This window comes from Helcococcus ovis (assembly GCF_004524775.2).
Classification (GTDB): domain Bacteria; phylum Bacillota; class Clostridia; order Tissierellales; family Peptoniphilaceae; genus Helcococcus; species Helcococcus ovis.
This window is the reverse complement of record NZ_CP119081.1, coordinates 1,761,314-1,773,424: the sequence shown is the minus strand read 5'-3', so window position 1 is coordinate 1,773,424 and position 12,111 is coordinate 1,761,314. Positions and strand designations below refer to the sequence as shown.

Below are 12,111 nucleotides of genomic sequence, written 5' to 3'. Positions count from 1 at the left end.
TTGAAAAAAAAGATTTATATATTAGCACTTATTGTAACACTTTTATCTTCTGTTTACACATCAAAAGCAGAAGCTATAGTTACTTTTACGGATTCCGATTTATCAAGATATTATTATGATGATGTTGAAAAAAGAAAAGCTACAGTGTCTATAAATGTTGATGGTATTGTAGAAAGTACCGGACAAAAAATATTAATTAGGGGGACAACTCATATATTATCTGACCCCTTTGATAAAGTTACAAAAAAAGAATTATTAGATTCAATTAGACATCAAATGACAGAATTACAATTAGATTATAAATATGAACTTTTAGATTTTGCATCTGATGCTAAGTTGTATAATAATGGAGAACTTTTGTTTTCTGTAGGTGATGATGAAGGTACAGTTAGATTAAAAGGCGATATCAGAAAATACCAATTGAATGGACATGTAATTTTAAGAGAAAAAAAAGAACCTGAATTAAAAAATCCTGCTAATTTTGCACAAATAAATTATAAAGTTAAGTTTGCTAGATTGGGTAATTTTATTGGAAGACCTTTAGAAACTATTCAACTTGAATCTGTACCAATATCAATAGGTCAAAAAATAAATTCACAACAACTTAGAAATTTAGCCGAAGAAATTTTAGCTAAAAAATATCCAAAGCTGCAAATAAGGGGTGAAGTTGAAACAATAATAACTCACAATAGTAACGGTGATTTTCAAAAATATTTTTCTGAAGTTGGAGATTTTAGCTATACAATAGCTCCTAGAAATAGAATTATAAAAACAAATTCTAAATCAGGCTTTGAAGAAGAATTTACAAGTATTGATGAAATTTATCAAGTATACTATGTAGATTTTATGGAGAAATAATTTTAAATTTTAATATTTTACATACTTACCCTTTTTGCTGAATTATCAGCAAAAAGGGTATTTTAATAAAAAAAATTATAAAAAAATCTTTTAAGTTTTTCTTTTCTGACGGTTTAAGAATTGGTTGTTTATTTTTGTCATCTTTAATTTTTTTTATTTTTAAGTGTTAAATTTCCGGAAAAAATTGAAAATATGTATTTATTAATATATAGTATATATGATAATGGATTAAATTTTTTGAATGATATTTTATTTATTATTTAATTAGGAGAGACAAATGAAGAAAGTAATTAGTATTGTAAAAGAAAATTTAGATTTCAATTCTTCAAAAACTTTAAAAGAATCTGTTTATGAAGCCTTTAGAAAAAGTATAGTTTTAGGATTTATTCCGGCTGGAACTCGTATTAATGAAAATGAGTGTTCAGAATTGTTGAATTTATCAAGAACTCCAATCAGATATGCTATGAATCAACTTACAAGTGAGAATTTAGTCACAAGGGTGCCTAAAATAGGTATAATTGTAAAAGGAATAAGTATCAAAGATGCTCATGAAATATATGAAATACGTAAATGGTTAGATACACTGGCATCCATAAAGGCAATGGAAAAAATGACAGAGGAAGATTTTGATGAGATGAAAAAAATAATAGATGAAGCCTATTATTATGATGAATTAGAAGAAATAGATAAAGTTATTAAAAATTTTAAGAAATTCAATGATTTTATTTATAGAAAAAGTGATATGAAAAGATTAACGGCTATAGTTAATCAATTTAAGACTTATTTTAAATATTTTAGAGAAATTTCTCTTTTATCTGATCAAAGAAGAAAAGAAGCAATTTTTGAACATTCTATGATTTACAGAGGAATGAAAAATAGAGATATAAATCAGATTACATTAATAACTCATGAACATCTACAGCATTCTCAAGAATTTGTTATTTCGGAAATGGAGAAAAACCACATTGAATAAAAAGTTAAAAAAAATAGCTTCACTGGCAACAAGATCAATTTTATATGAAGTTGTAATTTCTCCTAAACCCGGATTAGTTGACAGATTTGATAATGGATCACATAGTGATATGAACATTTATCATTTTATCAATAGTGCATTTTCACTTCAAAATCATTTTGAAAATTATTTAAAAATAGGGTATGAGAATAATTCACAAGATATAAATAATTTATTTGATAAATTACGTAAAGAGGGAGTATTAGCTGAAAAAAGTATGTTTGAGGCAACTGATAATGTAAATACTCATAAAGGATTAAATTTTGCATTTGCCTTAATCTTAGGAGCTATTGGTTATTATTTAAAATTAAATCATAATTCAAAATATATAGATTTTGATGTGGTTTTTCAAATAGTAAAAAATATGTCTAAGAATTTGATAGAAAAAGATTTTTCAGATATTAATGAGTCAAACGCTAAAAGTTATGGAGAAAAATTGTATGTTAAATATGGAATATTAGGACCTAGAGGTGAAGCTGCCGGTGGATATGCTTTTATATTGGATAAAATATTGCCTTATATACAAAAAAGAAAAAATGAAGAATATGATCACGAAAAAATATTTTTAGAAGTTTTAATATTATTGATGACAAAAGTAGAAGATGGAAATTTGATTCATAGAGGTGGTATTGGAGAATGGAGAAAAGTTAAATTAGAAGCTGAAAAATTGTATGAAAAAATTCTTAAAGGAGAAGATATAAGAATATTATTGAATAAGTATAATAAAGTGTTGATAGAAAGAAATTTAAGTCCGGGAGGGGCGGCAGATTTGTTATGTATAAGTATATTTTTAAATGATTTAAGTCTTTTGTCTTTATAGAAAAATAAATCGATAAATTTTCGATGATTTTTGACTTTTTTTTGCAGTTAACCACAATTAGAAAGAAATGTCAAAAATTGCAATTCCATCTGTAAATTACAGGGTGTCTAAGTTTAAGTTATTTAAAAAATCATGGGAGTGCTATAAAATGATTTTTTTAGTTATTTTGCAACAGACCATGATTTTTAAATAATAATTAATGATGTATAACATTTTGTAACTGTTGTATTTTTGATATGATTTCTTTGCCCTGTTTTGAAATTAAAAAGTCATAGGTAGTTTTAGGTACAAATTCTTTTATTTTTTCTATATAATTATTTCGCAAGAGTTCTCTTACTTTTGAAGCAGAAATAAAATCTTCATTATTTTCAATTCTAGGAACTTCTATAACTTCAATTCCAGCACTATTAAGAATATTATTTAAGCTTTTGTTATATTCTTTTGTAGTGCAACTAAGGGGTTCTGTTCCAACATATCGTTTATTTATTTTTAGATGATTTGCGATTTTTTTAAAAATATGACTATCAAGATTAGCTTGACTTGAAATCGCTTCTCTAGAATCTTTTTGAAAGTAACTTGGAAAAGTAGAAGAACTAATTAAATATGGACCTGTGCTGTGAATTATAATATTAGAAAGATGAGATATACCTTTTTCTATTAACATTTTTCTTATCTTATAAGGAAAAACACTAGCATCTTCTTCAACAATAAATAGATGAACTATATCATTTTCTTTTGAAGCTTTTTCAATTAAATATTGATGTCCAATAGTGAAAGGATTGCAATTCATAACTAAGGAAGCTATTGATTGATTTTTATTTAAATCTGAAGTTTCCAAGCTTTTTAAAAAATTATTAAATCCATTTTTTTTATTTTCTAAAAAAACAATTTGATTTTTAATATATTCTATTTCAAAAAAACCTAAATCAACAAATATATCACGAAAATGAGATTTTGTATAAATAAAAATGTGATAATTTCCTCGTGAATATTGTTCATTAATTAATTGAGAAATTAATTTGTTTATAAATCCCATACCTTGATAAAATTTATCAACAGCAAGACATCGTAAAGTGTTTTTATAGCAGGATCCCGTAGCTATTAATTTATCATCATTATCAAAAATACCACAAGTATAGTCTAGATTCTTATCTAATCTAATGTTTTCTTTTTCTAAAAGTTGAATAACTTTTTCATATTTTCTTTTATTCGATTTATTTATTATTTTAATATAGTAATCATTATAATCCATTTTAATTCTCCGATTGATATTAATAATATATTGATTTATTAGACATTTTACATTATATATATGGGATTGTAAAATTTAGTTTTAAATATTTTAATACGCTGTCAGAAAATATTTAAATTTTAATAAAAAAATACAATAAAAAACCAAGAAATCCTTTTTATTAAATTAATTTTAGCTTATAATGACGTTGAGTTGGTAATTGTAAAATGTAAGAGAGGTGATAATATGGAAATTACAAAAACCGCAGTGGCAGGTACTGTTGAATCCAGTGATATTATGATTACAGTATCTCCAAATGAAGAAAAAAAGATAGTTATTAATTTGGATTCAAGTGTTGAAAAACAATATGGAGTTCAAATAAGAGAACTTATAAAAAAAACTTTGGATAATCTTGGAATTAAATCAGTTACAGTAGATGCAATAGATAAAGGTGCTTTAGATTGCACCATCCAAGCAAGAACTATCACAGCTGTAAATCGTGCACTAGATGTAAAAAAATATAATTGGAAGGAGATAGATACATGGAACGTTTAAGAAGAACTATGATGTTTCTTCCGGGCTCAAATGTTGCTATGCTAAGAGATGCTGCTCTTTATGGTGCAGATTCTATAATGTTTGACTTAGAAGATTCCGTATCATTAAAAGAAAAAGATTCTGCTAGAGTATTAGTACATTTTGCATTAAAAACATTTGATTACTCAAGTGTAGAGACAGTAGTGAGAATTAATTCTCTAGAAGCAGGTGGGGATCTTGATATTGAAGCAGCAGTGCTTGGTGGGGTTGACGTAATTCGTTTACCTAAAACAGAAAGAGCCCAAGATATTATAGATGTTGAAGAAGTAATAAGAAAAGTTGAAGAAGAAAATAACATTGAAGTAGGAACTACTAAAATGATGGCTGCAATTGAATCAGCAGAAGGAGTCCTAAACGCCAGAGATATAGCTAGAGCAAGTAAAAGATTGATAGGCATAGCTTTGGGTGCTGAAGATTATGTTACAAATATGAAAACAAGAAGATATCCTGACGGTCAGGAATTATTTTTTGCTCGTAGTATGATTTTACATGCTGCTCGTGCAGAAGGAATTGCTGCAATCGATACGGTTTATTCTAATGTTGAAAATACAGAAGGGTTCTTGAAAGAAGTATCATTAATCAAACAATTAGGTTTTGATGGAAAATCAGTTATAAATCCAAGACAAATTCCTTTAGTTAACCAAGTTTATACTCCGACTGAAAAAGAAATTGATAATGCTATTGATGTTATTAATGGTATACGAGAAGCTGAGGCTAAAGGTTCAGGAGTTATTTCGGTTAATGGCAAAATGGTTGACAAACCTATAGTTGAACGTGCGTATAGAGTTTTATCTTTAGCAAAAGCAGCTGGAATCATAAAAGAGGGGGATTATTAATATGGTAATGAATAAATTAGGTAGAAATATTTCTAATGATTATGTAAATAAAAATGGCATATATGAAGGAGAAACTGAAAATATTAGACCATTTATTGAATCTAATCGCCAAATAAATCCCGTTATTCCAGGTAAAACAAAATTAGTAGATTCTATTAGAGATGCTATTAAAAAAACAGGTCTAAAGGATGGAATGACAATATCTTTTCATCATCATTTCCGTGAAGGAGATTATATATTAAACATGGTTATGGAAGAAATTGCAAATTTGGGGATAAAAAATATTTCAATAGCACCTTCTTCAATAGCAAATGTACATGAACCTTTAATTGAGCATATAAAAAATGGAGTTGTAACAAATATAACGTCTTCCGGTTTGCGTGATAAATTGGGTGCTGCTATATCATCTGGTATCATGGAAAATCCCGTAGTTATTAGATCTCATGGTGGTAGAGCAAGAGCTATTGTTTCAGGAGATATACATATTGATGTTGCTTTTTTAGGAGCACCAAGCTCAGATGAATATGGTAATGTAAATGGTACTGTAGGTAAGGCACCATGCGGTTCATTAGGCTATGCAAAGGTAGATGCAAGATACGCAGATAAAGTTGTAGTAATAACAGATACTTTGGTAAATTATCCGAACACTCCAATAAGTATTCCACAACATTATGTTGACTATGTGGTTGTCGTTGATAAAATAGGCGATCCTAAGGGTATCGCTAAAGGTGCTACACGTTATACTAAAAATCCGAAAGAATTATTAATTGCAGAATATGCGGCTAAAGTAATTACAAAGTCTCAATATTACAAAGATGGATTTTCTTTCCAAACAGGGACAGGCGGAGCTTCATTAGCAGTAACGAGATTTTTACGTGAATCTATGATAAAGGATAGTGTAAAAGCATCATTTGTTTTAGGTGGAATTACTAATGCAATGGTTGAATTATTGGAAGAAGGCTTAGTTGCAAAAATATTAGATGTTCAGGATTTTGATTCTTATTCAGGAGAATCAATGGGTAGAAATTTTAATCATTATGAAATAGATGCTGATTTATATGCTTCCCCTTTTAATAAAGGAGCTGTTGTAAATATGCTGGATGTGTGTATTTTATCTGCATTGGAAGTTGATACTAAATTTAACGTAAATGTATTGACCGGTTCAGACGGTGTAATAAGAGGTGCTTCTGGAGGACACTCCGATACAGCATTTGCATCGAAGATGTCATTGGTAATAAGTCCGTTAATAAGAGGAAGAATACCTACAATAGTTGACGAGGTTAATACTATAATTACACCGGGTTCTTCTGTTGATGTTATTGTTACAGAAATAGGAATAGCAATTAATCCAAATAGAAAAGATCTTATAGAAAGTCTAAAGGATATTAGTGTTCCGATATATACAATTGAAGAATTAAAGGAAAAGGCTTATAGTATAGTTGGAAAGCCAAAGGCAATTAAATATGGAGAAAAAACAGTTGCTTTAGTTGAATATAGAGACGGAACTATTATTGATACGGTAAAAAATGTCGATTAATAAAGTATTTGATGGTATACCTGTTTCGCTTGGAGAAATTCTTGATGCTAGAGAAAAAAGACAAAAATTCCAATATGAATTGATGACACAGTATCCAGAATACAGCTTATTATCAATAACATTAAATATACCCGGTGAAATTAAAAATTCTAAATTTTTAGTAAATTTTTTCAATACAGAGGTAAATATTATATTAGACTTATTTAAAAATATAATTATTCAAAAGGTTATTTTAAATAAATCTACAGGAAATGAAGCATATATAATATTAAAAATTGATCCTCTGGTACTAAAAAAGAAATTAATAGAATTTGAAGAATCAAATAAAAAAAGAAGAATTTTAGATTTAGATGTGTTATTTTTGAAAAATGAGATGGTAAATGTGGTTAGTAGGAAAGATTTTAATTTGCCATCCAGAAAATGTATAATTTGTGAAGAAAATGCTAAAAAATGTGGAAGATCTAGAAAGCACACAGTTGAAGAAATGCAAGAAAAAATTTCTAAATTAATAAATTCATAAAATTGTATAAAAAATATAAAAAAAATAATAAAGAAGGTAAAATATGAAAAAAATAAAATTATTTGGTCTTGATATACCAACGTTTGGACTTATTGCATTAGTTATTATAGCTGCTATGTATTTGGGCGTTTTATCTAAGGACCTTGCTGGTGGACTAGCAATTATGTTTGTTATAGGAACTATTTTTAACGAAATAGGAGAACGTATCCCTATTTGGAATAAATATGTAGGAGGAGGATTAGTTTTAGCATTTTTAGGGACAGCATTATTAGTTCAATTTAATATAATACCTAAAGATTATGTGAAATTGATTGATTCTGTTAATAGTAAACCTATGGGATTGTTGAATTTATTTATTATAGCATTAATTACAGGTTCCATTTTGGGATTAAATCGTAAATTAATGATTAAATCATTTGCTGGGTATATACCTGCTATTTTAGGAGGATTAGTAGGAGCAGCAGTATTGGGAATATTAGTCGGATTAATATTTAATATAACTCCTGTTGATATTGTTATTAAATATGTATTACCTGTTATGGGTGGAGGAAACGGAGCCGGAGCGGTACCGTTATCTCAAATATATGAGCGTGTAACCGGCGATGCTGCAGCAAATTATTATAGTTTTGCTATTGCGATTTTAACAATAGCAAATATATTTGCTATTATAGCCGGAGGGGTATTAAACTCTATAGGTAATAAAAAGACAAGTTTGACAGGGGATAAAAACAGTTTAATTAAAAGCGATAAAGAAATTGTAGTTGAAGAGGAAAAATTCAAGATAGGTATTAAAGAATATGCTGGAGCAGTTTTATTAGGTTTGGCATTTTACCAAGGAGGCAAAATATTATCTAAATTGTGGGATGGATATATTTTACCATCAGTTCCAATTCATCAATTTGCTTTTATGATAGTATTAGTAGCTTTAGCGAATGTTATGGGAGTTATACCTGATAAACTTAGAGTTGCAGCAAAAGATGTGCAATCATTCTTTACAAAGAATTTAGTATTAGTAATTATGGTAGGGGTAGGTATATCAACAAAATTAAATGAATTAATATCTGCTATAACTTTAGCTAATGTTGTAATTGCTTTAGCTATAGTAATAGGTGCTATATTTGGTTCAGCTATAGTAGGAAAATTAGTTGGATTCTACCCAATAGATACAGCTGTAACTGCTGGCTTATGTATGGCAAATCGTGGAGGCTCCGGTGATATTGCAGTATTAGGAGCTGCTGATCGTATGGGATTGATTTCTTATGCTCAATTATCTTCACGTCTAGGTGGAGGAATGGTATTAGTTATTGCCTCAATAATGTTTGGGTTATTCTTTTAATTAATAATCTTAAATAATATAATATTGAAGCGTTACAATTGATAAGATAGAGTGTCGGTGCTTTAATTTGAACACTGACACTTTTTATTATTAAAGGAATTAAAGGAGTAAAAAATGGATAAAAAAAATTCAGTTAAAGTTACTGAAACGGTTTTGAGAGATGCTCATCAAAGTTTAATGGCGACACGTATGCCATTTTCTGACATGGAGCCTATATTACCGGTTTTGGATCAAGTAGGATATGCATCCTTGGAATGTTGGGGTGGTGCAACATTTGATGCATGTATAAGGTATTTAAATGAAAATCCATGGGAAAGATTAAGAAAGATTAAGAAATTAGTACCTAATACACCACTACAAATGTTGTTACGAGGACAAAATTTACTTGGATATCGTCATTATGCTGATGATGTAGTAGAGAAGTTTATAGAAAGAGCGGCTATTAATGGAATAGATATTTTTAGGATTTTTGATGCACTAAATGATATTAGAAATCTTAAGAAATCTATGGAGGTAGTTCAAAAATATGGTAAAGAAGCTCAAATAGCTATTGCATACACCACCAGCCCTGTTCATACTATTGAATATTATGTTGAATTATCAAAGGAAATTCAAAATATGGGAGCAGACAGTATTTGTGTAAAAGATATGGCAGGGGTATTAACGCCTGAAGAAGGATATAATTTAGTAAAAGCGTTAAAAAAAGAAATTAAATTACCTATAGTAGTTCATACTCATGCAACTAGTGGACTATCTCAAATAACCTTAAGTAAAGTTGTAGAAGCTGGAGCTGATCGTGTTGATACAGCAATTTCACCTTTAAGTGAAGGCACAAGTCAACCAGCAACAGAAGCAATGATGATTAGCTTTGAAGAATCCGGTTATTTAACAGGACTTAATAAAGAAAAGTTAGGAGAAGTAGCCGAATATTTTAGAAAATTACGAGATAAATATATAAGAGAAGGGCTAATAGATCCAAAAATGCTGATGCCGGATCCCAGAGCACTTATTTATCAGGTACCTGGTGGTATGCTTTCTAACATGTATTCACAATTAAAAGGGTTAGGACTTGAATCAAAGTATGAAGAAGTTTTAGCGGAAGTTCCAAAAGTACGTAAAGATTTTGGGTATCCCCCACTTGTTACACCATTAAGTCAAATGGTAGGGACTCAAGCTACTATGAATATAGTTACCGGTGAAAGATACAAGATGGTTTCTAAAGAAGTTAAGGATTATTTAAAAGGTAAATATGGGAAATTTCCTGTTCCAGTAGAAGAATCGTTTAGAAAAAGTTTAGTGGGAGAAGAAGATATTATAAGTCATAGACCTGCAGATGATTTAGAAAATGAATTTACAAAGTTAAATAATGAAATTGGAGAATTATCAAAAAATGATGAAGATACTTTGATATATGCATTATTTCCGGAAGTAGGGAAAAATTTCTTAAATAATTATTATAATCCTAAACCAGATATAATAAAAATAAAAGCATATTTTTAAGAAAGGGGTCATACGTGCATTATTCATTTTTAGAAGTATTAAATTTGACAATCTCAGCTATTGTTATTGTTGGAATAGTTTTAATGTCTATAATGGTATCTATTAATATAATAGGAATCATAATAAACAGTTTTTCAAACAAGGCTATCGAAAAAAATAATGAAAAAATCGAAAAATTACATTTAAATATAAAAAAAGAAAAGACATTAAATGAAATATTTGAAGAAGATGCTAAAGCTAAAATAGCAGCTTTAGTGGCATTAGCATATGCCAGTGAAGATAAGCCGGATAGAAAATTTGAAATAAAATCTGTAAAAAAATATAAGGGATGAGGTGTAAAATGAAAAGATATGAAGTTACAGTAAATGGTGAAATTTATGAGGTTAGTTTAAGAGAACTTAAAGATAATGAAAAAGTTTCTATAACAAACAATTTAGAAGAGAATACTTCTAAAAAAGTAAATAAAAGTAATAACTCTGACGGTTTCACAGTAAAATCCCCTATGGGTGGAGTTATAGTTTCTATAAAAGTTAAAGAAAATCAAACAGTTAAATCGGGAGATACATTATTTATTTTAGGGGCAATGAAAATGGAAACAGAGATAACAGCTCCACAAGATGGTATAGTAAAATCAATATTGGTAAATGAATCTCAAGAAGTAGAATCAAATCAAGAATTAATTATAATTTAGGAGGGGTACTTTGTTAAAAATTATAGGAGAATTGATATCTAGTTCAGGATTTGCAGCTATGACAATTCAAAATTTTATTATGATTGTATTAGCTTGCTCATTTCTGTATTTAGGTATAAAAAAACAATATGAACCATATTTAATGGTGCCAATTGCTTTTGGAATGTTGCTTGCCAATTTACCTTTATCTGGAGTTATGTCAAAAGCAACAGGTAGTGATCCTGCAGGATTAATTTATTATTTATATCAAGGTACAAAATTAGGAATTTATCCACCTTTAATATTTTTATGTTTAGGGATTTCTACCGATTTTGGTCCGTTAATCGCTAATCCAAAAACTTTATTGTTAGGTGGGGCAGCACAACTAGGTATATTTTCAGCCTTCTTTATAGCTATTCTTTTCGGTATGACACCAGAAGAAGCAGCATCTATCGGAATAATAGGAGGAGCTGATGGTCCGACTGCGATTTTTACAACTACACGTTTAGCACCTCATTTATTATCTGCAATTGCTATTGCTGCATATTCTTATATGGCATTAGTTCCGGTTATTCAACCACCAATCATTAGAATTCTTACAACTAAAAAAGAGCGTCAGGTAGTTATGAAAGAGCAACGTAAAGTTTCACAAACAGAAAAAATTGTTTTTCCAATTGTAGTTACTATATTGGTGAGTCTTATAGTTCCAAGTGCAACTACTTTAGTTGGAATGTTAATGTTAGGTAATTTATTAAGAGAAATTAAAATAGTACCATTATTAACTACAGCTTTATCTAATTCTATGATGTATATCATTACTATTTTATTAGGTGTTTCAGTTGGGGCTACAGCTAAAGGAGAAATTTTCTTATCTCCATCAACTATTTTAATAATAGGCTTAGGCTTAGTAGCTTTTTCAATAGGAACAGCTTCAGGAGTATTGCTAGGCAAATTAATGTATCGTCTATCCGGAGGTAAAATAAATCCAATGATTGGAGCAGCAGGTGTATCAGCGGTACCAATGGCAGCTAGAGTTGTTCACAAGGAAGGACAATTAGAAAATCCTTCAAACTTTTTATTAATGCATGCAATGGGGCCAAATGTTGCTGGAGTTATAGGTTCAGCAGTTGTTGCCGGAGTTTTATTGGCAATGTTTGCTTAATATATTTGGTAAAAAGTTTAAAATTTTGAAAGAGA

General features: G+C 29.0%; 13 protein-coding genes. 12 read left to right on the top strand and 1 reads right to left on the bottom strand.

The annotated features are described in order from the left end of the window. The 3 genes from EQF90_RS08340 (at position 1) to citG (ending at position 2,690) form a co-directional block, all read left to right on the top strand. Positions 1 to 858: a staphylokinase domain-containing protein gene (locus EQF90_RS08340; protein ID WP_134710813.1), complete on the top strand. Its 858-nt coding sequence runs from the start codon at positions 1 to 3 to the stop codon at positions 856 to 858. A 277-nt stretch (positions 859 to 1,135) separates the two neighbouring features. After that, entirely contained in the window at positions 1,136 to 1,831 is a 696-nt protein-coding gene (locus EQF90_RS08335) for a GntR family transcriptional regulator (RefSeq protein WP_134710814.1), read from the top strand. Then, positions 1,824 to 2,690 carry a triphosphoribosyl-dephospho-CoA synthase CitG gene (citG, locus tag EQF90_RS08330; protein WP_167604018.1) on the top strand — a complete coding sequence of 289 codons (867 nt, stop codon included), beginning with the start codon at positions 1,824 to 1,826 and terminating at the stop codon, positions 2,688 to 2,690. The genes EQF90_RS08335 and citG overlap by 8 nt, the downstream gene beginning before the upstream one ends. A 196-nt stretch (positions 2,691 to 2,886) precedes the next feature. Here citG and citC read toward each other — a convergent pair whose 3' ends face one another. Further along, entirely contained in the window at positions 2,887 to 3,942 is a 1,056-nt protein-coding gene (gene citC / locus EQF90_RS08325; protein WP_134710816.1) for a [citrate (pro-3S)-lyase] ligase, read from the bottom strand. Positions 3,943 to 4,167: 225 nt separating this feature from the next. On the opposite strand from citC, the gene citD reads away from it, so the two are divergent. The 9 genes from citD to EQF90_RS08280 all read left to right on the top strand — a co-directional run bounded on the left by citD (position 4,168) and on the right by EQF90_RS08280 (position 12,076). Then, positions 4,168 to 4,476 carry a citrate lyase acyl carrier protein gene (gene citD, locus EQF90_RS08320; RefSeq protein WP_134710817.1) on the top strand — a complete coding sequence of 103 codons (309 nt, stop codon included), beginning with the start codon at positions 4,168 to 4,170 and terminating at the stop codon, positions 4,474 to 4,476. Continuing rightward, positions 4,464 to 5,351 (top strand): citrate (pro-3S)-lyase subunit beta, encoded by an 888-nt coding sequence (gene citE / locus EQF90_RS08315; protein ID WP_134710818.1) that lies wholly within the window; start codon positions 4,464 to 4,466, stop codon positions 5,349 to 5,351. Before citD ends, citE begins: the two co-directional genes overlap by 13 nt. 1 nt (position 5,352) lies before the next feature. Further along, positions 5,353 to 6,888: a citrate lyase subunit alpha gene (gene citF, locus EQF90_RS08310; protein WP_134710819.1), complete on the top strand. Its 1,536-nt coding sequence runs from the start codon at positions 5,353 to 5,355 to the stop codon at positions 6,886 to 6,888. Continuing rightward, on the top strand, positions 6,878 to 7,408 hold the full coding sequence (gene citX, locus EQF90_RS08305; protein ID WP_134710820.1) for a citrate lyase holo-[acyl-carrier protein] synthase: 531 nt from the start codon (positions 6,878 to 6,880) through the stop codon (positions 7,406 to 7,408). The genes citF and citX overlap by 11 nt, the downstream gene beginning before the upstream one ends. Positions 7,409 to 7,451: 43 nt before the next feature. Continuing rightward, positions 7,452 to 8,744, top strand: coding sequence for a 2-hydroxycarboxylate transporter family protein (locus tag EQF90_RS08300; RefSeq protein ID WP_134710821.1), 1,293 nt, complete (start codon positions 7,452 to 7,454; stop codon positions 8,742 to 8,744). A 114-nt stretch (positions 8,745 to 8,858) separates the two neighbouring features. Further along, positions 8,859 to 10,244, top strand: a complete 1,386-nt coding sequence (locus EQF90_RS08295) for an oxaloacetate decarboxylase subunit alpha (protein WP_134710822.1) — start codon at positions 8,859 to 8,861, stop codon at positions 10,242 to 10,244. A 14-nt stretch (positions 10,245 to 10,258) separates the two neighbouring features. Further along, positions 10,259 to 10,576 (top strand): hypothetical protein, encoded by a 318-nt coding sequence (locus EQF90_RS08290; protein WP_134710823.1) that lies wholly within the window; start codon positions 10,259 to 10,261, stop codon positions 10,574 to 10,576. 8 nt (positions 10,577 to 10,584) lie between these two features. Further along, complete coding sequence (locus EQF90_RS08285; protein ID WP_134710824.1) at positions 10,585 to 10,935, top strand: biotin/lipoyl-containing protein; 351 nt, start codon at positions 10,585 to 10,587, stop codon at positions 10,933 to 10,935. Between the two features lie 10 nt (positions 10,936 to 10,945). After that, on the top strand, positions 10,946 to 12,076 hold the full coding sequence (locus EQF90_RS08280; RefSeq protein WP_134710825.1) for a sodium ion-translocating decarboxylase subunit beta: 1,131 nt from the start codon (positions 10,946 to 10,948) through the stop codon (positions 12,074 to 12,076). Positions 12,077 to 12,111: the final 35 nt, after the last annotated feature.

Coding starts and splice junctions, on each gene's coding strand:
- EQF90_RS08285 (WP_134710824.1), top strand. CDS start 10,585: ATGAAAAGATATGAAGTTACAGTAAATGGTGAAATTTATGAGGTTAGT.
- EQF90_RS08295 (WP_134710822.1), top strand. CDS start 8,859: ATGGATAAAAAAAATTCAGTTAAAGTTACTGAAACGGTTTTGAGAGAT.
- citX (WP_134710820.1), top strand. CDS start 6,878: ATGTCGATTAATAAAGTATTTGATGGTATACCTGTTTCGCTTGGAGAA.
- citE (WP_134710818.1), top strand. CDS start 4,464: ATGGAACGTTTAAGAAGAACTATGATGTTTCTTCCGGGCTCAAATGTT.
- citC (WP_134710816.1), bottom strand. CDS start 3,942: ATGGATTATAATGATTACTATATTAAAATAATAAATAAATCGAATAAA.
- EQF90_RS08300 (WP_134710821.1), top strand. CDS start 7,452: ATGAAAAAAATAAAATTATTTGGTCTTGATATACCAACGTTTGGACTT.
- EQF90_RS08335 (WP_134710814.1), top strand. CDS start 1,136: ATGAAGAAAGTAATTAGTATTGTAAAAGAAAATTTAGATTTCAATTCT.
- citF (WP_134710819.1), top strand. CDS start 5,353: ATGGTAATGAATAAATTAGGTAGAAATATTTCTAATGATTATGTAAAT.
- citD (WP_134710817.1), top strand. CDS start 4,168: ATGGAAATTACAAAAACCGCAGTGGCAGGTACTGTTGAATCCAGTGAT.